Annotated in this window: 18 protein-coding genes; 2 read left to right on the top strand and 16 right to left on the bottom strand. The window is 72.0% G+C overall.

The window, feature by feature from the left end:
• Positions 1-108 precede the first annotated feature (108 nt).
• From nuoN to ACFSJS_RS24890, 14 genes are read right to left on the bottom strand one after another with little or no spacing between them, the layout of a single operon-like run.
• Positions 109-1,746: an NADH-quinone oxidoreductase subunit NuoN gene (gene nuoN, locus ACFSJS_RS24955; protein WP_380904193.1), complete on the bottom strand. Its 1,638-nt coding sequence runs from the start codon at positions 1,744-1,746 to the stop codon at positions 109-111.
• Entirely contained in the window at positions 1,743-3,338 is a 1,596-nt protein-coding gene (locus ACFSJS_RS24950; RefSeq protein ID WP_380904191.1) for an NADH-quinone oxidoreductase subunit M, read from the bottom strand. The genes nuoN and ACFSJS_RS24950 overlap by 4 nt, the downstream gene beginning before the upstream one ends.
• A 4-nt stretch (positions 3,339-3,342) precedes the next feature.
• Positions 3,343-5,289, bottom strand: coding sequence for an NADH-quinone oxidoreductase subunit L (gene nuoL / locus ACFSJS_RS24945; protein ID WP_380904189.1), 1,947 nt, complete (start codon positions 5,287-5,289; stop codon positions 3,343-3,345).
• A gap of 13 nt (positions 5,290-5,302) precedes the next feature.
• Complete coding sequence (nuoK, locus tag ACFSJS_RS24940) at positions 5,303-5,602, bottom strand: NADH-quinone oxidoreductase subunit NuoK (protein WP_162466244.1); 300 nt, start codon at positions 5,600-5,602, stop codon at positions 5,303-5,305.
• The gene (locus ACFSJS_RS24935; protein WP_380904186.1) at positions 5,599-6,540 is read right to left on the bottom strand and encodes an NADH-quinone oxidoreductase subunit J; all 942 of its coding nucleotides are present in this window, start codon (positions 6,538-6,540) and stop codon (positions 5,599-5,601) included. Before ACFSJS_RS24935 ends, nuoK begins: the two co-directional genes overlap by 4 nt.
• The gene (gene nuoI / locus ACFSJS_RS24930) at positions 6,537-7,163 is read right to left on the bottom strand and encodes an NADH-quinone oxidoreductase subunit NuoI (protein WP_380904184.1); all 627 of its coding nucleotides are present in this window, start codon (positions 7,161-7,163) and stop codon (positions 6,537-6,539) included. Before nuoI ends, ACFSJS_RS24935 begins: the two co-directional genes overlap by 4 nt.
• Positions 7,156-8,559 (bottom strand): NADH-quinone oxidoreductase subunit NuoH, encoded by a 1,404-nt coding sequence (gene nuoH / locus ACFSJS_RS24925; protein ID WP_380904182.1) that lies wholly within the window; start codon positions 8,557-8,559, stop codon positions 7,156-7,158. Before nuoH ends, nuoI begins: the two co-directional genes overlap by 8 nt.
• The gene (locus ACFSJS_RS24920) at positions 8,559-11,114 is read right to left on the bottom strand and encodes an NADH-quinone oxidoreductase subunit G (protein WP_380904180.1); all 2,556 of its coding nucleotides are present in this window, start codon (positions 11,112-11,114) and stop codon (positions 8,559-8,561) included. Before ACFSJS_RS24920 ends, nuoH begins: the two co-directional genes overlap by 1 nt.
• Positions 11,111-12,451, bottom strand: a complete 1,341-nt coding sequence (gene nuoF / locus ACFSJS_RS24915) for an NADH-quinone oxidoreductase subunit NuoF (RefSeq protein ID WP_380904178.1) — start codon at positions 12,449-12,451, stop codon at positions 11,111-11,113. Before nuoF ends, ACFSJS_RS24920 begins: the two co-directional genes overlap by 4 nt.
• Positions 12,451-13,314 (bottom strand): NADH-quinone oxidoreductase subunit NuoE, encoded by an 864-nt coding sequence (gene nuoE, locus ACFSJS_RS24910; protein ID WP_380904176.1) that lies wholly within the window; start codon positions 13,312-13,314, stop codon positions 12,451-12,453. The genes nuoF and nuoE overlap by 1 nt, the downstream gene beginning before the upstream one ends.
• Positions 13,311-14,645: an NADH-quinone oxidoreductase subunit D gene (locus ACFSJS_RS24905; RefSeq protein ID WP_380904174.1), complete on the bottom strand. Its 1,335-nt coding sequence runs from the start codon at positions 14,643-14,645 to the stop codon at positions 13,311-13,313. The genes nuoE and ACFSJS_RS24905 overlap by 4 nt, the downstream gene beginning before the upstream one ends.
• Positions 14,645-15,361, bottom strand: coding sequence for an NADH-quinone oxidoreductase subunit C (locus tag ACFSJS_RS24900; protein ID WP_380904172.1), 717 nt, complete (start codon positions 15,359-15,361; stop codon positions 14,645-14,647). The genes ACFSJS_RS24905 and ACFSJS_RS24900 overlap by 1 nt, the downstream gene beginning before the upstream one ends.
• On the bottom strand, positions 15,358-15,912 hold the full coding sequence (locus tag ACFSJS_RS24895) for a NuoB/complex I 20 kDa subunit family protein (RefSeq protein ID WP_380904170.1): 555 nt from the start codon (positions 15,910-15,912) through the stop codon (positions 15,358-15,360). The genes ACFSJS_RS24900 and ACFSJS_RS24895 overlap by 4 nt, the downstream gene beginning before the upstream one ends.
• Before the next feature lie 10 nt (positions 15,913-15,922).
• A complete protein-coding gene (locus ACFSJS_RS24890) occupies positions 15,923-16,282 on the bottom strand; it encodes an NADH-quinone oxidoreductase subunit A (protein WP_162466240.1) in 360 nt (119 codons plus the stop codon).
• Positions 16,283-17,007: 725 nt separating this feature from the next.
• On the opposite strand from ACFSJS_RS24890, the gene ACFSJS_RS24885 reads away from it, so the two are divergent.
• Together ACFSJS_RS24885 and ACFSJS_RS24880 are read left to right on the top strand one after the other, a co-directional pair.
• The gene (locus ACFSJS_RS24885; protein ID WP_380904168.1) at positions 17,008-17,844 is read left to right on the top strand and encodes a C40 family peptidase; all 837 of its coding nucleotides are present in this window, start codon (positions 17,008-17,010) and stop codon (positions 17,842-17,844) included.
• 336 nt (positions 17,845-18,180) lie between these two features.
• A complete protein-coding gene (locus ACFSJS_RS24880) occupies positions 18,181-18,960 on the top strand; it encodes a TSUP family transporter (RefSeq protein ID WP_380904166.1) in 780 nt (259 codons plus the stop codon).
• Between the two features lie 48 nt (positions 18,961-19,008).
• Here ACFSJS_RS24880 and ACFSJS_RS24875 read toward each other — a convergent pair whose 3' ends face one another.
• Both ACFSJS_RS24875 and ACFSJS_RS24870 read right to left on the bottom strand, forming a co-directional pair.
• Positions 19,009-20,328 carry a geranylgeranyl reductase family protein gene (locus ACFSJS_RS24875; protein ID WP_380904164.1) on the bottom strand — a complete coding sequence of 440 codons (1,320 nt, stop codon included), beginning with the start codon at positions 20,326-20,328 and terminating at the stop codon, positions 19,009-19,011.
• 457 nt (positions 20,329-20,785) lie between these two features.
• On the bottom strand, positions 20,786-21,478 hold the full coding sequence (locus ACFSJS_RS24870; RefSeq protein ID WP_380904162.1) for a demethylmenaquinone methyltransferase: 693 nt from the start codon (positions 21,476-21,478) through the stop codon (positions 20,786-20,788).
• Positions 21,479-21,671: the final 193 nt, after the last annotated feature.

Here is a 21,671-nt window from a genome sequence, read left to right as displayed (position 1 = left end):
CTCCCGCGCGGCCGTCCAGGGCCTGTCCGACCTGGTGATGAACGCGGCGGCGGGCCCGGGCACCGTCCGTGCCGGGCGGCCGTCCGCCGTCGTGCGCCCCCGCGCCTCTCAGCGCGCGAACACCCCCGCCTGGGAGGCCAGGTCCAGGAAGTACTGCGGGGCGACGCCCAGCACCACCGTGACCACCACGCCGACGGCGATCGCCGTCGTGGTCAGCGGGCTGGGGACCGCCACCGACGGCCCCTCCGCCCTCGGCTCGCTGAAGAACATCAGGACGATGACGCGGACGTAGAAGAACGCCGCGACGGCCGAGGCGATCACGCCCACGACCACCAGCGCTCCCGCGCCGCCCTCCGCCGCCGCCTTGAAGACCGCGAACTTGCCCGCGAACCCGGAGGTCAGCGGGATGCCCGCGAAGGCCAGCAGGAAGACCGCGAAGACCGCGGCCACCAGCGGCGAGCGCCTCCCCAGACCGGCCCAGCCCGACAGGTGGGTGGCCTCGCCCCCGGCGTCCCGCACCAGCGTCACCACGGCGAAGGAGCCGAGCGTGACGAAGGAGTAGGCGGCCAGGTAGAAGAGCACCGAGGAGATGCCGCTGGGCGTCGCCGCGACCACACCGGCGAGGATGAAGCCCGCGTGCGCGATCGAGGAGTACGCCAGCAGCCGCTTGACGTCGGTCTGCGTGATGGCGATGACCGCGCCGGCCACCATCGAGGCGATCGCCACGCCCCACATCACCGGCCGCCAGTCCCAGGTGAGCCCCGGCAGGACGACGTACAGCAGCCGCAGCAGGGCGCCGAAGGCGGCGACCTTGGTGGCGGCGGCCATGAAGCCCGTGACGGGGGTGGGGGCGCCCTGGTAGACGTCCGGCGTCCACATGTGGAACGGCACGGCGCCGACCTTGAACAGCAGCCCCATCACCAGCAGCGCCCCGCCGGTGAGCAGCAGCGCGTCGTTGCCGGTCGTCGCGGCCAGGGCCTCGGTGACCTCCCGGTTGGTGTCCGAGACGACCGCGGCGATGCCCGCGTACTTCACCGTGCCCGCGTACCCGTACAGCAGCGCGATGCCGAAGAGCAGGAAGGCGGAGGAGAAGGCGCCCAGCAGGAAGTACTTGAGCGCCGCCTCCTGCGACATCAGCCGCTTGCGGCGGGCCAGCGCGCACAGCACGTACAGCGGGAGGGAGAAGACCTCCAGCGCGATGAAGAGGGTCAGCAGGTCGTTGGCGGCCGGGAAGACCAGCATGCCGCCGACCGCGAAGAGCAGCAGCGGGTAGACCTCGGTGGTGGTGAACCCGGCCTTGACGGCGGCCTTCTCGGCCTCGCCGCCGGGTACGGCGGCGCCCGCGGCGGCGAAGGAGTCCACGTGCCGGCCGTGCGCCAGCGGGTCCAGCCGGCGTTCGGCGAAGGTGAACACCGCCACCAGCGACACCAGCAGGATCACGCCCTGGAGGAACAGCGCCGGGCCGTCCATCGCCAGCGCCCCCATGGCGATCAGGCCCGCCTCGCCGGTGGCGCTCCCGGAGGCGGCCAGGCCGACGACGGCCGCGAAGGCCGACGCCAGGGCGAGGACGCAGAGCGCGACCTGGGCCGGGTACCGGCCGCGGCGCGGCACGAACGCCTCGACCAGCACGCCGAGGACGGCGGCGCCGATGACGATCAGCACCGGTGCGAGCCGGCCGTACTCGATGTCGGGCGCCGGGATCGACTCCTGCGCCCGCAGGGTGAGTTCCGTGGGGCTGGTGCTCACTTCGCGGCCTCCACCTCAGGCTGGGGGTCGGTCTTCCGCACGTCCGAGAGGGTGTGCTCGACCGCCGGGTTGACGATCTCGGTCAGCGGCTTGGGGAAGACGCCGAGGAGGACCAGCAGGGCGATCAGCGGTGCCACGACCGCCAGCTCGCGCACCCTCAGGTCCGGCATGCGCTCGGTCTCCGGCCTGGCCGGCCCGGTCATGGTGCGCTGGTAGAGGATCAGCACGTACAGCGCGGCCAGGACGATGCCGGACGTCGCCACGATCCCGGCCACCGGGTAGCGGGTGAAGGTGCCCACCAGCACCAGGAACTCGCTGACGAACGGCGCCAGGCCCGGCAGCGACAGGGTGGCCAGGCCGCCGATCAGGAAGGTTCCGGCCAGCACCGGCGCGGCCTTCTGCACGCCGCCGTAGTCGGCGATGAGCCGCGAGCCGCGCCGCGAGATCAGGAAGCCGGCCACCAGCATCAGGGCGGCGGTGGAGATCCCGTGGTTGACCATGTAGAGCGTCGCCCCGCTCTGACCCTGGCTGGTCATCGCGAAGACGCCCAGGATGATGAAGCCGAAGTGGGAGATCGAGGCGTAGGCGATCAGCCGCTTGATGTCGCGCTGGCCGATGGCGAGCAGGGCGCCGTAGACGATGCTGACCAGCGCCAGCGTGATCACCACCGGGGTGGCCCACTCGCTGGCCCCGGGGAAGAGGCCGAGGCAGAAGCGGAGCATCGCGAAGGTGCCCACCTTGTCGACCACCGCCGTGATGAGCACGGCGACCGGCGCGGTGGACTCGCCCATGGCGTTGGGCAGCCAGGTGTGCAGCGGCCACAGCGGCGCCTTCACCGCGAAGGCGAGGAAGAAGCCGAGGAAGAGCAGCCGCTCGGTGTTCTGGGCCATCGTCAGCTCGCCGGACTGCCGGGCCTCGGTGATCGCCTGGAGTGAGAAGGTGCCCTCACCGAGCTGGTCGGCGGTGACGACGTACAGGCCGATCACCGCGGCCAGCATGACCAGGCCGCCGGCCAGGTTGTAGAGCAGGAACTTCACGGCCGCGTAGGAGCGCTGCTTGGCCGTCTCCTCCTCGCCGTGCGGTCCGGCCCGGTCCCCGAAGCCCCCGATGAGGAAGTACATCGGGATCAGCATGGCCTCGAAGAAGATGTAGAAGAGGAAGACGTCGGTGGCCGCGAAGGAGACGATCACCATCGCCTCGACGGCCAGGATCAGCGCGAAGAAGCCCTGGGTGGGCCGCCACCGCCGGTTGGGCCTCTCCTCCTCCAGGGGGTCGGCGTCGTGCCAGCCGGCCAGGACGACGAAGGGGATCAGCAGGGCGGTCAGCGCGATCAGGGCGACCCCGATGCCGTCCACGCCCAGTTCGTAGCGGACGCCGAAGTCGGCGATCCAGGAGTGGGATTCGGTGAGCTGGTAGCGGTCGCCGCCGGGGTCGAAGCGGAAGGCGACGACCGCGGCGAGCACCAGGGTCGCCAGGGAGACGGCCAGCGCCAGCCACTTGGCCGCTGTCCGCCGGGCGGCGGGCACGGCGGCGGTGGCGACCGCGCCGATGGCGGGCAGCACGGCCGTTGCCGTCAGCAGGGGAAAGGACATGGGATCAGACCGCCCTCATCAGCAGGGTCGCGGCGACGAGGACCGCCGCACCGCCGAACATCGAGACCGCGTAACTGCGGGCGTAACCGTTCTGGAGCCGCCTCGTCCGGCCGGACAGGCCCCCGACCGACGCCGCGGTGCCGTTGACGACGCCGTCGACCACCGTGTGGTCGAGGTAGACCAGCCCGCGGGTGAGGTACTCGCCGGGCTTGACCAGCGCCACGTGGTTGAAGTCGTCCTGGAGCAGGTCCCGGCGCGCGGCCCGGGTGAGCAGCGAACCGCGCGGCGCGACCGCGGGCACGGGGCGGCGGCCGTACATCAGCCAGGCCAGCCCGGCGCCCAGCACCAGGGCGGCGACCGTGGCGGCGGTGACCGCGGCGGCGCCGATCGGCGGGTGGCCGTGCTCGAAGGAGGTGACCGGCTCCAGCCAGTGGACGAAGGCGTCGCCCCAGCTGAACAGCCCGCCCGCGAAGACCGAGCCGAAGGCCAGGACGATCATGGGGATCGTCATCGACGCCGGCGACTCGTGCGGGTGCGGCGCCTCGTACGCGCCGCGCGTCCGCGCGACCGGCTCCACGTCCGGGTCCTTCGGCGACGGGGCGGGGGCGTTGCGCCAGCGCTCCTCGCCGAAGAACGTCATCAGCATCACGCGCGTCATGTAGAACGCGGTGATGGCCGCGCCCAGCAGGGCCGCGCCGCCGAGGATCCAGCCCTGGGCGCCGCCCTTGGCGAACGCCGCCTCGATGATCATGTCCTTGGAGAAGAAGCCGGACAGGCCGGGGAAGCCGATGATCGCCAGGTAGCCCAGGCCGAAGGTGACGAACGTGACGGGCATGTGCTTGCGCAGTCCGCCGTAGCGGCGCATGTCCACCTCGTCGTTCATGCCGTGCATCACCGAGCCGGCGCCGAGGAAGAGCCCGGCCTTGAAGAAGCCGTGGGTGACCAGGTGCATGATCGCGAAGGCGTAGCCGATCGGCCCCAGCCCCGCCGCCAGCACCATGTAGCCGATCTGCGACATCGTCGAGCCGGCCAGGGCCTTCTTGATGTCGTCCTTGGCGCAACCGACGATCGCACCGAACAGCAGCGTGACGGCACCGACGACCACCACGGCGGTCTGCGCGGTGGGCGCGGCGTCGAAGATCGCACCGGAGCGGACGATCAGGTAGACGCCGGCGGTGACCATCGTCGCGGCGTGGATGAGGGCGGAGACCGGGGTCGGGCCCTCCATCGCGTCGCCGAGCCAGGACTGGAGCGGCACCTGGGCCGACTTGCCGCAGGCGGCCAGCAGCAGCATCAGGCCGACGGCGGTGAGCGTGCCCTCGCCCGTCTCGCCGGCCGAGTCCAGCACCGGGCCGAAGGCGAACGTCCCGAAGGTGCTGAACATGATCATGATGGCGATCGACAGGCCGATGTCGCCGACGCGGTTGACGATGAACGCCTTCTTCGCCGCCGTCGCCGCGCTGGGCTTGTGCTGCCAGAAGCCGATCAGCAGGTACGAGGCGAGGCCCACGCCCTCCCAGCCGGCGTACAGCAGCAGGTAGTTGTCGGCGAGCACCAGCAGGAGCATCGCCGCGAGGAACAGGTTGAGGTAGCCGAAGAAGCGGCGGCGGCGCTCGTCGTGCTCCATGTAGCCGATCGAGTAGACGTGGATCAGGGTGCCCACGCCGGTGATCAGCAGCACGAAGGTCATCGACAGCTGGTCGAGCTGGAAGGCGACGTCGGCCTGGAAGCCGTTCACCGGGATCCAGCTGAACACGTGCTGGTGCATGGCCCGGTCGTCCGCTTCGCGGCCGAGCATGTCGGCGAAGAGCACGGCCGCCGCGGCGAAGGACGCGGCGGCCAGCACCGTGCCGATCCAGTGGCCGGTCCGGTCCAGCCTCCGCCCGCCGCACAGCAGCACGGCCGCGCCCAGCAGGGGGGCCGCGACGAGCAGTCCGATCAGAGTCTCCACTGTTCGCTACCCCTCACAACTTCATCAGGCTGGCGTCGTCGACCGAGGCCGAGTGGCGGGACCGGAAGATCGTCACGATGATCGCCAGGCCGACCACGACCTCCGCGGCGGCGACGACCATCGTGAAGAACGCGATGATCTGGCCGTCGAGGTTGCCGTGCATCCGGGAGAAGGTGACGAGCGCGAGGTTGGCCGCGTTCAGCATCAGCTCCACGCTCATGAACACGACGATCGCGTTCCGCCGCAGCAGCACCCCGGAGGCCCCGATGGTGAACAGCAGGGCGGCCAGGTAGAGGTAGTTCACCGGGTTCACTGGGCGGCCTCCCTGTCCCGGTCACCATCGCGGTCACCGTCCCTGTCCCTGTCCCGGTCCGCGGGGACCGGGGAGTCGTCCGAGACGTCCGTCCGCACGTCCGCGGCGTCCCGTACGGCGCGGACGTCCGTGGCGCCGCGCCCCAGGTACTCACCGGTGCGCCGCTCCAGCGCCGCCAGGTCGGCCAGGGCCTGGCGGGAGACGTCCCGGACCTGGCCGCGGCCGCGCAGCGTGGCGTTGACGGTGAGCTCGGACGGCGTGCCGTCGGGCAGCAGGCCGGGGATGTCCACGGCGTTGTGCCGGGCGTACACGCCGGGTGCGGGCAGCGGGGGCAGGTGCTCGCCCTCGCGGATCCGCTTCTCGGCCAGTTCGCGCTGGGTGCTGCGGCGCTCGGTGCGCTCGCGGTGGGTGAGCACCATGGCGGCGACGGCCGCGGTGACCAGGAGCGCGCCGGTGATCTCGAAGGCGAAGACGTAGTCGGTGAACAGCGCCCGGGCCAGGCCCTGGACGTTGCCGCCGGCGTTGGCCTGGGCGAGTCCGGTGAAGGTCCTCACCGAGGCGTTGCCGATGCCGCCGAGCAGCAGGACGCCGAAGCCCAGACCGCACAGCAGCGCCAGCCAGCGCTGGCCCTTGATCGTCTCCTTCAGCGAGTCGGCGGCGGTGACGCCGACGAGCATCAGCACGAACAGGAAGAGCATCATGACCGCGCCCGTGTAGACGACGATCTGCACGATGCCCAGGAAGTAGGCGCCGTTGGCCAGGTAGAACACGGCCAGCACGATCATGGTCCCGGCGAGGCAGAGGGCCGAGTGCACCGACCGCCTCATCAGCACGGTGCCGAGCGCGCCCAGCACCGCGACCGTGCCCAGGACCCAGAACTGCACCGCCTCGCCGGTGGAGGTGGTGGAGGCGGCGGCCAGGAGCGAGGAGGCGGTCACTTCTCCGTCACCCCCTCGGAGGCCGGTTCGGCCGGGCCGAAGGTGGACGCGGCGGTCTGCGGCGCCTCGTCGCCCGGGTGCCCGGAGCGGGGCTCCTGCCGGACGGTGCCGGGGGCGGCCTCGGTGACCAGGCCCCGGTAGTAGTCCTTCTCCGTCATGCCCGGGAAGATCGCGTGCGGGGTGTCGACCATGCCCTCCTCCAGCCCCGCGAGCAGCTCCTCCTTGGTGTAGATGAGCGACTCGCGGGTCCGGTCGGCCAGTTCGTACTCGTTGGTCATGGTCAGCGCCCGGGTGGGGCACGCCTCGACGCACAGGCCGCACAGGATGCAGCGCAGGTAGTTGATCTGGTAGACGCGGCCGTAGCGCTCACCGGGCGAGTAGCGCTCCTCGTCGGTGTTGTCCGCGCCCTCCACGTAGATCGCGTCGGCCGGGCAGGCCCAGGCGCACAGCTCGCAGCCGACGCACTTCTCCAGGCCGTCCGGGTGGCGGTTGAGCTGGTGCCGGCCGTGGAAGCGGGGCGCGGTGGGCTTCTTCTGCTCGGGGTACTGCTCGGTGAGCCGCTTCTTGAACATGGCCTTGAAGGTCACGCCGAAGCCGGCCACCGGATTGTCGAACTCAGGCATCGTCGGCCTCCCTGGCCTTGCCGGTCTCGCTGGACTCGCCGTCCGCGCCGGAGGCCACGCCGACGGTCTCCCGCTCGCGGCGCGGTCGCCGGCGCGGTACGGGCGGCAGGGTCTGTCCGGGCAGCGGCGGCACGGGGTATCCGCCCGCCATCGGGTCGAAGGGCGCCTCGTCCCCGGCCGCCTTCCGGGCGTCCTCCTCCGCGCGGTCCCTGCGCTCGCGGACGGCGTCGTAGACGAAGGAGAGGACGAGCAGCACCAGCGCCGCGCCGGCGACCCACAGCACGATGTCGCCGAAGCCGTAGCCCTCGTTGCGCAGCGCCCGCACGGTGGCCACCAGCATCAGCCAGGCCAGCGAGACGGGGATCAGGACCTTCCAGCCCAGCTTCATGAACTGGTCGTAGCGCACCCGCGGGAGGGTGCCGCGCAGCCAGACGAAGAGGAACAGCAGCAGGTTCACCTTGAGGACGAACCACAGCAGCGGCCACCAGCCGTGGTTGGCGCCCTCCCAGTAGGTGCTGATCGGCGCCGGGGCGCGCCAGCCGCCCAGGAAGAGGGTGGCCGCCAGGGCCGAGACGGTGACCATGTGGACGTACTCGGCGAGCATGAACATCGCGAACTTGATCGACGAGTACTCGGTGTTGAAGCCGCCGACCAGGTCGCCCTCGGACTCGGGCATGTCGAAGGGCGCGCGGTGCGCCTCGCCGACCATCGCCACCATGTAGATGAGGAACGACACCGGCAGCAGCACCGCGAACCAGGTGTCGGTCTGCGCCCCGACGATCGTCGAGGTGGACATCGAGCCGGAGTAGAGGAAGACCGCGGCGAAGCTGAGGCCCATCGCGACCTCGTAGGAGATCACCTGGGCCGTGGCCCGCACACCGCCGAGCAGCGGGTAGGTGGAGCCCGACGACCAGCCGGCCAGCACCACGCCGTAGGCGGCGATGGAACCGGTGGCGAGGATGTACAGGGCGGCCACCGGCAGGTCGGTGAGCTGCATGGCGGTGCGGGTGCCGAAGACCGACACCTCGTTGCCGGGGGGCCCGAAGGGGATCACCGCGATGGCCATGAAGGCCGGGATGGCACCGACGATGGGGGCCAGGATGTAGACGGCCTTGTCGGCGGCCTTGACGTTGACGTCCTCCTTGAGCATCAGCTTGATGCCGTCGGCCAGCGACTGGAGCATGCCCCAGGGGCCGTGCCGGTTGGGGCCGATGCGCAACTGCATCCAGGCGACGACCTTGCGCTCCATCACGATGGAGATCAGCACGGTCACCATCAGGAACGCGAAGCAGAAGACCGCCTTGAGGCCGATCAGCCACCAGGGATCGGTGCCGAACATCGACAGGTCCTCCTCGGCGAGGACCACCGGCCCGGCGGCCAGGACGGACGGGCTCATCACGCCTCCACCCCCTTCGTCTCCTCGGGCCGCCGCCCCGCGTCCGCGGCGGACGCGGCCGACAGCCTCACCAGCCGCCCGGGCACGGTGCCCAGGTCGCGCTGGACGCCCCGCCCCGTGGGGGCGGAGTTCAGCGGCAGCCAGACCACCCGGTCGGGCATCGGCGTGATCTCCAGCGGCAGGGTGACCGTCCCGGCGGGCCCGGTGACGGCCAGCTCACCGCCGTCGGCGACCCCGACCTCGGCGGCCGTGGCGGCCGACAGCCGGGCGACGGCGGTGTGCCGGGTGCCGGCGAGCGCCTCGTCGCCGTCCTGGAGCCGCCCGCGGTCCAGCAGCAGCCGGTGCCCGGCGAGGACGGCCTCCCCGGCGGCGGGGCGCGGCGTCTGCCGCACGGTCTCCTCCGGACCGGCGGCGCGCGGCCCGCTCCACGGGCCCAGCCTCCGCATCTCGGCGCGGATCGTCCGCACGTCGGGCAGGCCGAGGTGGACGTCGAGGGCGTCGGCGAGCATGTGCAGCACGCGGGCGTCGGGCTGGGCGAGGCGGCGGGTCATCTGGTCGGGCTTGATCGCGGCCTCGAACGGGCGGTGGCGTCCCTCCCAGTTGAGGAAGGAGCCGGCCTTCTCGACGACGGCGGCCACGGGCAGGACCACGTCGGCCCGCTCGGTGACCTGGGAGGGCCGCTGCTCCAGGCTGACGACGAAGCCGACCGCGTCCAGCGCGGCGAGCGCCCGTTCCGGGTCGGGCAGGTCGTCGACCTCGACGCCGGCGACCAGCAGCGCCGCCAGCTCGCCGCCGGCCGCGGCGTCGATGATGCGGCCGGTGTCGCGTCCGTAGCGGGTGGGCAGGTCGGCCACGCCCCAGACGGCCGCGGTCTCCTCGCGGGCGCGCGGATCGGCGGCCGGACGGCCGCCGGGCAGCAGCCCGGGGAGGGCCCCGGCCTCGACGGCGCCGCGCTCCCCGGCCCGGCGCGGGATCCACACCAGGCGGGCGCCGGTGGCGGTGGCGGTCCGCACGGCGGCGGTGAACCCGCCGGGCACGGCGGCCAGCCGCTCGCCGACGACGATCACCGCGCCCTCGGTGCGCAGCGCCTCGGCCGCCCGCCGCCCCTGCTCGTCCAGGCCGACGCTCCGCCCGCCGCCGGCGGCGGTGTCCCCGCCGGCCAGCGCGTCCAGCCACTCGGTCTCGGTGTGCGGCGCGGCCGGCAGCAGGATGCCGCCGGCCTTCTCCAGCCCCCGGGTGGCGTGGGTGGCCAGGGAGAAGACCTGCTGCCCATGCCTGCGGTGGGCCTTGCGCAGCCGCAGGAAGACGCCGGGGGCCTCCTCCTCCGACTCGAAGCCGACCAGCAGCACGGCCGGCGCCTTCTCCAGCGCGGTGTGGGTGACGCCGCTCCCGTCGACGTCGACGCCGCGGCCGGCGACCTGGGAGGCGAGGAAGTCGGCCTCCTCGGCGCTGTGGACGCGGGCGCGGAAGTCGATGTCGTTGGTGCCGAGGGCGACCCGCGCGAACTTGGCGTACGCGTAGGCGTCCTCCACCGTCAGCCGTCCGCCGGTGAGGACGCCGGTGCGGCCGCGGGCGGTCGACAGGCCCTTCGCCGCCGCCGCCAGCGCCTCGGGCCAGCTCGCGGGCTCCAGCTCACCGGTCCGCGCGCTCCGCACCAGCGGGTGGGTGAGCCGGTCGCGCTGCTGGGCGTAGCGGAAGGCGAAGCGGCCCTTGTCGCAGATCCACTCCTCGTTGACCTGGGGGTCGTCGGCGGCCAGCCGCCGCATGACCTTGCCGCGCCGGTGGTCGGTGCGGATGGCGCACCCGCCGGAGCAGTGCTCGCACACCCCCGGCGAGGAGATCAGGTCGAAGGGGCGGGAGCGGAACCGGTAGGCGGCGGAGGTGAGCGCGCCGACCGGGCAGATCTGGATGGTGTTGCCGGAGAAGTACGACCGGAAGGGCTCGCCCTCGCCGGTGCCGACCTGCTGGAGCGCTCCGCGCTCGACCAGCTCGATCATCGGGTCGCCGGCGATCTGCTGGGAGAAGCGGGTGCAGCGGGCGCACAGCACGCACCGCTCGCGGTCCAGCAGCACCTGCGTCGAGAGGGGGACCGGCTTGGCGTAGGTGCGCTTGCTCCCCTCGAAGCGGCTGTCGGCCTGCCCGTGGGACATGGCCTGGTTCTGCAGGGGGCACTCGCCGCCCTTGTCGCAGACCGGGCAGTCCAGCGGGTGGTTGATGAGCAGCAGCTCCATCACGCCGCGCTGGGCCTTCTCGGCCGCCGGCGAGGTGAGGTGGGTCTTGACCACCATGCCGTCCGTGCACGTGATCGTGCAGGACGCCATCGGCTTGCGCTGGCCCTCGACCTCGACGATGCACTGGCGGCAGGCGCCGGCCGGGTCCAGCAGCGGGTGGTCGCAGAAGCGCGGGATCTCGATCCCGAGCAGTTCGGCGGCGCGGATGACCAGGGTGCCCTTGGGCACGCTGACCTCGACGCCGTCGATCGTCAGCGTCACCAGCTCCTCGGGCGGCGGAGCCTCACCGCCCCCGGAGGCCTTGGCATCGGTGGTGACGGTCACGCGTTCACCTCCAGGTGTGCGGTCGGGCCGTCGGCCCACAGGGTCGACTTGGCCGGGTCGAAGGGGCAGCCGCGCCCGGTGATGTGCTGCTCGTACTCCTCGCGGAAGTACTTCAGGGAGGAGAAGATCGGGCTGGCGGCGCCGTCGCCGAGGGCGCAGAAGGACTTGCCGTTGATGTTGTCGGCGATGTCGGCGATCTTGTCGAGGTCGGACATCGCCGCCTTGCCCGCCTCGATGTCGCGCATCAGCTGGACCAGCCAGTAGGTGCCCTCGCGGCAGGGGGTGCACTTGCCGCAGGACTCGTGGGCGTAGAACTCCGTCCAGCGGGTCACCGCGCGGACCACGCAGGTGGTCTCGTCGAAGCACTGGAGCGCCTTGGTGCCCAGCATCGAGCCGGCGGCGCCGACGCCCTCGTAGTCCAGCGGGACGTCGAGGTGCTCGTCGGTCAGCAGCGGGGTCGAGGAGCCGCCCGGGGTCCAGAACTTCAGCCGGTGGCCGGGGCGCATGCCGCCGCTCATCTCCAGCAGCTGGCGCAGGGTGATGCCCAGCGGCGCCTCGTACTGGCCGGGCCGGGCGACGTGGCCGCTGAGGGAGTACAGCGTGAAGCCGGGGGACTTCTCGCTGCCCATCGAGCGGAACCACTCCTTGCCCCGGTGGATGATCGCGGGAACCGAGGCGATGGACTCGACGTTGTTGACGACGGTGGGGCACGCGTACAGGCCCGCGACGGCCGGGAAGGGGGGACGCAGCCGGGGCTGGCCGCGCCGTCCCTCCAGCGAGTCCAGGAGGGCGGTCTCCTCACCGCAGATGTACGCGCCCGCGCCCGCGTGCACGGTGAGCTCCACGTCCAGGCCGGAGCCGAGGATGTCCTTGCCCAGGAAGCCCGCCTCGTAGGCCTCGCGCACGGCGGCGTGGAGGCGCCGGAGCACGGGGACGACCTCGCCGCGCAGGTAGACGAAGGCGTGACCGGAGCGGATCGCGTGGCAGGCGATCACGATGCCCTCGATCAGGGCGTGCGGGTTGGCGAAGAGGAGGGGGATGTCCTTGCAGGTGCCCGGCTCGGACTCGTCGGCGTTGACCACCAGGTAGTGGGGCTTGCCGTCGCCCTGGGGGATGAACTGCCACTTCATGCCCGTGGGGAAGCCCGCGCCGCCGCGGCCGCGCAGACCGGAGTCCTTGACGTAGGCGATGACGTCGTCGGGCTTCATCGCCAGGGCCTTGCGCAGGCCCTCGTAGCCGTCGTGCGCCCGGTAGGTCTCCAGCGTCCAGGAGCGGGGGTCGTCCCAGAAGGCCGAGAGCACCGGTGACAGCAGTTTCTCCGCTGGTTCCGCGGCCATCACTTGCCCTCCTTCGCCACCGGGCCGGCCGGGTTGTCGGGATCGGAGGCGGCCGTCCTCCGTGGCGCGTCGTGGGAGCTGGGGTGGGGCTCGGGCGCCTCACCGGTCCCGGTGACGGGCCGGCCGGCCGACGCGGCGCCCGGCGGTTCCTCCCCGCGCGGCGAGACCACCTTCGGCCCCGGCGTCTCGCCCTTGGCCAGCTTCAGCCCGGCCAGGGAGGCGGGGCCCGCGCCGCCGGTCGCCTCGACGGCGCCGGGGCGCTCGTCGGGGAAGCCGGCGAGGATGCGGGCCGTCTCCTTGAAGGTGCACAGCGGGGCGCCGCGGGTGGGCCGCACCTCGCGTCCGGCGCGCAGGTCGTCGACGAGCCTCCGGGCGCTCTCGGGCGTCTGGTTGTCGAAGAACTCCCAGTTGACCATCACCACGGGCGCGTAGTCGCAGGCCGCGTTGCACTCGATGTGCTCCAGGGTCACCTTGCCGTCCCCGGTGGTCTCCTGGTTGCCGATCCCCAGGTGCTCCTGGAGCGCCTCGAAGATGGCGTCGCCGCCCATCACGGCGCACAGGGTGTTGGTGCACACCCCCACCTGGTAGTCGCCCGACGCCTTGCGCCGGTACATCGAGTAGAAGGTCGCCACGGCGGTGACCTCGGCCGTGGTCAGCCCGAGCAGCTCGGCGCAGAACCGCATGCCGGTGGGGGTGACGTACCCCTCCTCCGACTGCACCAGGTGCAGCAGCGGCAGCAGGGCCGAGCGGCTGCCGGGGTAGCGGGCGATGATCTCCCTCGCGTCCGCCTCCAGCCGGGCGCGGACCTCGGCCGGGTAGTCGGGGGCGGGGAGCTGGGGCATCCCGAGCGATACCTCTGTCACCGGTCGACGCCTCCCATCACGGGGTCGATGGACGCGACGGCGACGATGACGTCGGCGACCTGGCCGCCCTCGCACATCGCCGCCATGGTCTGCAGGTTGGTGAAGGACGGGTCGCGGAAGTGGACCCGGTAGGGGCGGGTCCCGCCGTCGCTGACCGCGTGCACGCCCAGCTCGCCCTTGGGGGACTCCACCGCGGCGTACACCTGGCCGGGCGGCACCCGGAAGCCCTCGGTCACCAGCTTGAAGTGGTGGATCAGGGCCTCCATCGAGGTGCCCATGATGTTCCTGATGTGGTCCAGGGAGTTGCCGAGGCCGTCCGGGCCGAGGGCGAGCTGCGCGGGCCAGGCGATCTTCCGGTCCGCGACCATCACCGGTCCGGGCTCCAGCCGGTCCAGGCACTGCTCGACGATCCGCAGCGACTGGTGCATCTCCTCCAGCCGGATCAGGAAGCGCCCGTAGGAGTCGCAGGTGTCCTGGACGGGGACCTCGAAGTCGTAGGTCTCGTAGCCGCAGTACGGCTGCGCCTTGCGCAGGTCGTGCGGGAGCCCGGTGGAGCGCAGGATGGGCCCGGTGGCGCCCAGCGCCATGCAGCCGGCCAGGTCGAGGTAGCCGACGTCCTTCAGGCGGGCCTGGAAGACGGGGTTGCCGGTGCAGAGCTTGTCGTACTCCGGCAGGTTCCTCTTCATCTTCTTGACGAACTCGCGGATCTGGTCCACCGCGCCGGCGGGCAGGTCCTGGGCGAGGCCGCCGGGGCGGATGTAGGCGTGGTTCATCCGCAGGCCGGTGATCAGCTCGAAGAGGTCCAGGATCATCTCGCGGTCCCGGAAGCCGTAGATCATCACGGTGGTGGCGCCCAGCTCCATGCCGCCGGTGGCGATGCACACCAGGTGCGAGGAGAGCCGGTTGAGCTCCATCATCATCACGCGGATGACGCTGGCCCGGTCGGGGATCCGGTCCTCGATGCCGAGCAGTTTCTCCACGGCCAGGCAGTACGCCGCCTCGTTGAAGAAGGGCGTGAGGTAGTCCATGCGCGTCACGAAGGTCGTGCCCTGCGTCCAGTTGCGGTACTCGAGGTTCTTCTCGATGCCGGTGTGCAGGTAGCCGATGCCGCAGCGGGCCTCGGTGACCGTCTCGCCGTCGATCTCCAGGATGAGCCGGAGCACGCCGTGCGTGGACGGGTGCTGCGGGCCCATGTTGACGATGATCTTCTCGTCGTCGCCCCTGGCGGCGGCGGTGGCGATCTCGTCCCAGTCGCCGCCGGTGACGGTGTAGACGGTGCCCTCGGTGGTCTCGCGGACGCTCGCGGACGGGGTGGCGTGCGAGGTGCTCATCAGCTGTACGACCTCCGCTGGTCGGGAGCCGGGATCTGGGCGCCCTTGTACTCGACGGGGATGCCGCCGAGGGGGTAGTCCTTGCGCTGCGGGAAGCCCTGCCAGTCGTCGGGCATCATGATCCGCGTGAGGGCGGGGTGGCCGTCGAAGACCAGGCCGAAGAAGTCGTAGGTCTCCCGCTCGTGCCAGTCGTTGGTCGGGTAGACCGAGACGATGGACGGGATGTGCGGATCGCTGTCGGGGGCGCTGACGTCCAGCCGGACGAGCCGGTTGTGGGTGATCGAGCGCAGGTGGTAGACGGCGTGCAGCTCGCGCCCGGAGTCGCCGGGGAAGTGGACGCCGCTGACGCCGGTGCACATCTCGAAGCGCAGCGCCGGGTCGTCGCGCAGGATGCGGGCCGTCGCCGGCAGGTGTTCGCGGGCGATGTGGAAGGTGAGCTCGCCGCGGTCCACGACCGTCTTCTCGATCACCTCCTCGGGCACCAGGCCCTGCTCCTCCAGGGCGCCCTCCAGCTCGTCGGCGACCTCGTCGAACCAGCCGCCGTACGGCCGGCTCGACGCGCCCGGCAACCGGACGGTGCGCACCAGTCCGCCGTAGCCGGAGGTGTCGCCGCCGTCCTTGGGGCCGAACATGCCCCGGCGGACGTCGATCACCTCCCCGGCGTCCTCGCGCGGCGCGGGAACGGCGCCGTTGCCGCCTGCCTTTCCGTCGCTCATCGGAGCAGCCCCTTCATCTCGATCGTCGGAAGCGCCTTCAGCGCCGCCTCCTCCGCCTCGCGCGCGGCCTGCTCGCGGTTGACCCCGAGCTTCTCCTCCTGGATCTTCCGGTGGAGCTTGAGGATCGCGTCCAGCAGCATCTCGGGGCGCGGGGGGCAGCCGGGCAGGTAGATGTCGACGGGAACGATGTGGTCGACGCCCTGCACGATGGCGTAGTTGTTGAACATGCCGCCCGAGGAGGCGCAGACGCCCATGGAGATGACCCACTTGGGGTTCGGCATCTGGTCGTAGACCTGCCGCAGCACCGGCGCCATCTTCTGGCTGACCCGGCCCGCCACGATCATCAGGTCCGCCTGGCGCGGCGAGCCGCGGAAGACCTCCATGCCGAAGCGGGCGAGGTCGTAGCGGCCGGCGCCGGTCGTCATCATCTCGATGGCGCAGCAGGCCAGACCGAAGGTCGCCGGGAAGACCGACGACTTGCGCACCCAGCCGGCGGCCTGCTCGACGGTGGTCAGCAGGAAGCCGCTCGGCAGTTTCTCTTCGATACCCATGTGTACGCCCCTAGTCCCATTCCAGGCCGCCGCGCCGCCAGACGTAGGCGTAGGCGACGAAGACGGTGAGCACGAAGAGCAGCATCTCCACGAGCCCGAACAGCCCCAGGGCGTCGAAGGTGACGGCCCAGGGGTAGAGGAAGACGATCTCGATGTCGAAGACGATGAAGAGCATCGCCGTCAGGTAGTACTTGATCGGGAAGCGGCCCCCGCCCGCGGCGTGCGGGGTGGGCTCGATGCCGCACTCGTACGCCTCGAGCTTGGCCCTGTTGTAGCGCTTGGGGCCGACGATCGAGGCCATGACCACGGAGAAGACAGCGAAGGCTGCTCCTAGCGCTCCCAGTACGAGGATGGGCGCGTAGACGTTCACCGCTCCTCGCTCCTTCCAGTCGACGACGCTGCCGGCGGGCCGCTGCGGGCCGTTTCGGACCGGTGTGCCGTTCGCGAAGATCGCGTATATGTGAGGCAGTTCACAAGCCCGATTCGACTGCATCCTATGCCCGTCACTCTGTGATCTGCGACACGGGGTGGGGGAAGGACTTTGTGATCTACGCCACCTGACGAAGGATCATGAAGGCGGATGGACGGTGATCTTCATACGTGAAGCGGCCGAGTGATCACCAGCTGTCACATTCCGGCGCGTTGTCGCTGGTGGGAAGGGGTGCTGCAATAACAAACAGTGGAGGGAGCAAGCAAATTTGCCTTGGACGAAAGATCTTGCTAGGCGGTTTCGGCCCTCCGGGGACACCCCGGAGCGGACCGCGTCGGGGCGGACCGCACCGGCACACCACACGCCCCATCCACCCCTTGGTCACCTCAAGATCGTGAATCCGTGCTCAATCTGTGACGTCCACCACTCGCGACACATCCGACACTCCCTCACCTTTGCGCGGAAGGCGCCCGCGTGGTACGCCCGCCGAGCGAAGTGGATCAATCGGACAATGTCATGGTCACAGCCCCGTAACAGGGCAATGATCAACTTCCGGAGTGCCTCCGGCGGTCCCCGGAACGGCACGAAACGGGCATGGACACGCCCGATGTGACGCACCACACCTTTGTTGAACGCAACCTCCGGCTGCTGGTAGCGGTTGTCCCATGTCCCAGACCGCCCACATACCCAGCCACCGGAAGCCCCGCCGTGCCGGCAGGAACCCGCTGCTGCGCACCGGGGTTGCCGGTGGCGTCCTCAGCACCCTCGCGGTGACCGCCTCGGCCGCCCCCTCCTCCGCCGAGGAGCGCAGGACGGCCGGCGACACCATCGAGATGCCCGTGATCACCCCCGACCTGGCCGCCGGCGCCCAGCAGGCCGCCGACGCCTCGCGGACGATCGCGACCCGGTACGAGACCGAGGCCGCCCGCGCCCGGGCCGCCCAGAAGGCGGTGTCCGAGGCCCGGGAGCGCGCCGAGGCCGAGGCCGAGGCGGAGCGCCGGGCGGCCGCCGCCGAGGCGGAGCGCAAGGAGCGCGCCGAGCGCGAGGCCCGGGAACGCGCCTCGCGCGCCGCGCAGCGCACCACACTCACCGCCCGGACCACCGGCACCCCGGACACCACCGCACCCGCGGCCGCCCCCGTGGGCAGCGGCAACACCGCGGCGCTGGTCTCCTTCCTGCGCGCCCAGGTCGGCAAGTCCTACGTCATGGGCGCCACCGGCCCCAGCGCCTACGACTGCTCCGGCCTCACCCAGGCCGCCTTCCGGCAGATCGGCATCAGCCTCCCCCGCACCTCCCAGAGCCAGTCGACGGCCGGCGTCCAGGTCTCCCTGGGCAACCTCCAGCCCGGCGACATCCTGTACTGGGGCGGTGCGGGCAGCGCCTACCACGTGGCCGTCTACATCGGCGGCGGCCGCTTCGTCGGCGCCCAGAACCCCTCCACCGGCGTCGTCGAGCGCGACATGAGCTACGACATGCCGACGGGCGCGGTGCGCGTCCTCTGAGGTCCCGCGGGTCACCGGGGCGCGCACGGCGCGCGGCCCCGCCGCGGTGTTCCCCGCCGCGGGGGCGGGGAACACCGCGGCTCCCTCCGCATCGGGTCCGGACACCGGAAGCCGCTGGTGAGAGGGGGCGCCAGTAGCGGAGACTGCACTCCATGACGATATCCGCGCGGCCCGGTGCCGCCCTCTCCGCTCCCCTCCTCCCCGGCCCACGACCACGCGGCGCCGCCCGCTCCGGCGCACCGGTGCCCCCGCCCGCCGGACCGGGCGGCGGCGGCCCGGCCCGGCCCGGCGGCCGGACACCGGGCGCGGACGGCTGCGGCAGGGGTGTGCGGCCCGGTGCATGACCTGACCCTCACCACGGCGGTGCTGCTGTGCGTCGCCGCCGCCCTGGCGGGCTGGGTGGACGCGGTGGTCGGCGGCGGCGGACTGCTCCAGGTGCCCGCGCTGCTGATCGCCTTCCCGCAGCTCGCCCCCGTGTACGCGCTCGGCACCAACAAGGCGGTCAGTGTCGTCGGCACCTCGGCGGCGGCGGTGACCTACGCCCGCAGGGCGCCCGTCGACGTCCGGCTCGCCGTCCGGCTCGGCGGAGTGGCGGCCCTGGCGGCGGTCGGCGGAGCCTTCTTCGCCGCCGGGGTGGACAGCGACGTCCTGCGCCCCGTGATCATGGTCCTGCTGCTGGCGGTGGCGGCCTTCGTCGTGCTGAGGCCGCAGTTCGGGCAGAACGCGGACGGCGGCGCGGCCACCCGGCAGCGGGTCGTCACGGCGATCGTGGTCGTCGGCGCCGGCATCGGCTTCTACGACGGGCTGCTCGGCCCGGGCACCGGGACCTTCCTGGTGATAGGGCTGGTCGCCCTGCTCTCGATGGACATGGTGACGGCGTCGGCGACCGCCAAGGTGGTCAACGTCGGCACGAACCTGGGCGCGCTCGCGATGTTCACCTGGCAGGGAACGGTGCTGTGGGCCCTCGCGCCGTTCATGGCGCTGTTCAACCTGGCGGGCGGCACCGTGGGAGCGCGCATGGCCCTCAGACGCGGCAGCGGCTTCGTGCGGGTCGTGATGCTCGTCGTCGTGGTCGCACTCGTCGGCAAGCTCGCCCACGACCAGTGGGGAAGCTGAGCCCCCCGTGCCCGGGCCGGCGCGCGCCGGCCCGGACACGGGACGGATTCAGGCCCTGGGCGCCACCTTCGCCAGACCGTTGATGATGCGGTCCATCGCGTCACCGCCCGTCGGGTCCGTCAGGTTGGCCAGCAGCTTCAGCGTGAAGCGCATCAGCAGCGGGTGCGTCAGACCGCGCTCGGCCGCCAGCTTCATGATCTTCGGGTTGCCGATCAGCTTCACGAAGGCGCGGCCCAGCGTGTAGTAACCGCCGTAGGTGTCCTTGAGGATCCTCGGGTAGCGGCGCAGCACCATCTCCCGCTGCGCCGGGGTCTGCCGCGCGTGCGCCTGGACGATGACGTCGGCCGCGATCTGCCCGGACTCCATGGCGTACGCGATGCCCTCGCCGTTGAACGGGTTGACCATGCCGCCCGCGTCACCGACCAGCAGCAGCCCCCGCGTGTAGTGCGGCTGCCGGTTGAACGCCATCGGCAGCGCCGCGCCGCGGATCGGGCCCGTCATGTTCTCCGGCGTGTAGCCCCAGTCCTCGGGCATGGAGGCGCACCACGCCTTGAGGACCTCCCGCCAGTCCAGCTCCTTGAAGGACGACGAGGTGTTGAGCACGCCCAGACCGACGTTGGAGGTGCCGTCGCCCATGCCGAAGATCCAGCCGTAGCCGGGCAGCAGCCGGTCCTCGGACCCCCGCCGGTCCCACAGCTCCAGCCAGGACTCCAGGTAGTCGTCGTCGTGGCGCGGCGAGGTGAAGTAGGTGCGCACGGCCACGCCCATCGGGCGGTCCTCGCGCCGGTGCAGGCCCATCGCCACCGACAGCCGCGTGGAGTTGCCGTCGGCCGCGACGACCAGCGGCGCGTGGAAGGTGACGGGCTTCTTCTCCTCGCCCAGCTTCGCCTCGACGCCGGTGATCCGCCCCGTGCGCTCGTCGAGGATCGGCGCACCGACGGTGCACCGCTCGTACAGCCGCGCCCCGGCCTTCTCGGCCTGCCGGGCCAGCTGCTCGTCGAAGTCGTCGCGCCTGCGGACCAGTCCGTAGTCCGGGAAGCTCGCCAGCTCCGGCCAGTCGAGCTGGAGCCGCACCCCGCCGCCGATGATCCGCAGTCCCTTGTTGCGCAGCCAGCCCGCCTCCTCGGAGACGTCGATGCCCATCGCGACGAGCTGCTTGACCGCGCGCGGCGTCAGACCGTCGCCGCAGACCTTCTCCCGCGGGAAGGCCGTCTTCTCCAGCAGCAGCACGTCGAGCCCGGAGCGGGCCAGGTGGTAGGCGGTGGTGGAGCCGGCCGGCCCGGCACCGACCACGATCACGTCGGCGCTGTACTCGGACGCTGCCTTGGAGGGGGCCTTCGAGGGGGACTTCGAGGAGGACTCGGCCACGACGGACTCCCGCGGGTCTCGGTGTTCAACGTGCCGGTCGCGCCGGGCACTGGACACGGGCAGTCTATGGGGGGTGGCCGATCGCCCATCCGGAAGGGATGCCCGTGCAGCCGGCTCCTCCCCCGCCGTCCCTGCGCGCACCGGCCCCCGGGGACGCCGCCGCCCGGCACCGCCTCCGCGGCGATCCGGCCGGGCTGGAGTTCCCCGGCGGAGCCTCCCCGCCGAAGGAGGAGCAGGGGGAGTACACGAGCGGCAGCGGCGGCCCGTCGGACCCTGGAGCGACTGCGCGCGCGGCCGGGGTACGGCACCGCCGTCGCCGTGGTCGAGGAGGGCAGCGAACGCCCCGCCGCGGTCGCCCGCCGCCCGGGCGTGCGTCCGGCCGGGACCTGCGCCGCGCCCGTGCCGAAGGTGGCGGCGGTCCGCCACCGCCTCGGCCTGTGGCCGCCTCCGCGTCGCCCTAGGCGGCGAACCCCCGGTGCAGGGCGACGATCCCGCCCGTCAGGTTCCGCCAGGCCACCCTCGTCCAGCCCGCGTCCTGGAGCCGGCGGGCCAGGGCGGGCTGGTCCGGCCAGGCGCGGATGGACTCGGCGAGGTAGACGTAGGCGTCCGGGTTGCTGGACACGGCGGTCGCCAGCGGCGGCAGGGCCTGCATCAGGTACTCGGTGTAGGCGGTGCGCAGCGGTGCCCAGACGGGATGGCTGAACTCGCAGATCACCACGCGTCCGCCGGGCTTGGTCACCCGCAGCATCTCGCGCAGCGCGGCGTCGGTGTCGTGGACGTTCCGCAGCCCGAAGGAGATGGTGACGGCGTCGAACACGTCGTCCGCGAACGGCAGTCGCGTCGCGTCGCCTGCGGTGAACGGCATCCACGGCTCGCGCCTCTTCCCCTCCCGCAGCATCCCGAGGGAGAAGTCGCACGGCACGGTGTACGCCCCGGAGAGGGCGAACGGCACGGACGACGTCCCCGTCCCGGCCGCCAGGTCCAGCACCCGCTCCCCCGGCCGCGCGTCCACGGCACGGGCGACCGCCCGCCGCCACAGGCGCGTCTGCCCCAGGGACAGCACGTCGTTGGTGAGGTCGTACCGGGCCGCCACCTTGTCGAACATCGCGGCGACTTCGTGGGGCTGCTTGTCCAGCGAGGCTCGCGTCACCCGGCCATTGTGGCAGGGTCTCGCCGTACCCCCCGGAGCGCCCCGGTACGGGCCGGCCCGAGCTCCTCCGCCCCGGCGGAGGGCGCCCTGCGGATCGGGCCGCCTCCGGCTACCGCTCCCGGACCGTCGACGACGGACTCAGCTCCGGCCCCGTGCGCACGAGTCCCGCTTCACGCACTTCCCGTAAAACCCT

This window comes from Streptomyces desertarenae (genome assembly GCF_042681365.1).
Lineage (GTDB): Bacteria > Actinomycetota > Actinomycetes > Streptomycetales > Streptomycetaceae > Streptomyces > Streptomyces desertarenae.
Note: the sequence above shows the minus strand (reverse complement) of the source record. Positions and strands in the feature narration are given on the sequence as shown.

Coding starts and splice junctions, on each gene's coding strand:
- ACFSJS_RS24950 (WP_380904191.1), bottom strand. CDS start 3,338: ATGTCCTTTCCCCTGCTGACGGCAACGGCCGTGCTGCCCGCCATCGGC.
- nuoI (WP_380904184.1), bottom strand. CDS start 7,163: ATGCCTGAGTTCGACAATCCGGTGGCCGGCTTCGGCGTGACCTTCAAG.
- nuoH (WP_380904182.1), bottom strand. CDS start 8,559: ATGAGCCCGTCCGTCCTGGCCGCCGGGCCGGTGGTCCTCGCCGAGGAG.
- nuoF (WP_380904178.1), bottom strand. CDS start 12,451: ATGGCCGCGGAACCAGCGGAGAAACTGCTGTCACCGGTGCTCTCGGCC.
- ACFSJS_RS24905 (WP_380904174.1), bottom strand. CDS start 14,645: ATGAGCACCTCGCACGCCACCCCGTCCGCGAGCGTCCGCGAGACCACC.
- ACFSJS_RS24900 (WP_380904172.1), bottom strand. CDS start 15,361: ATGAGCGACGGAAAGGCAGGCGGCAACGGCGCCGTTCCCGCGCCGCGC.
- ACFSJS_RS24895 (WP_380904170.1), bottom strand. CDS start 15,912: ATGGGTATCGAAGAGAAACTGCCGAGCGGCTTCCTGCTGACCACCGTC.
- ACFSJS_RS24885 (WP_380904168.1), top strand. CDS start 17,008: ATGTCCCAGACCGCCCACATACCCAGCCACCGGAAGCCCCGCCGTGCC.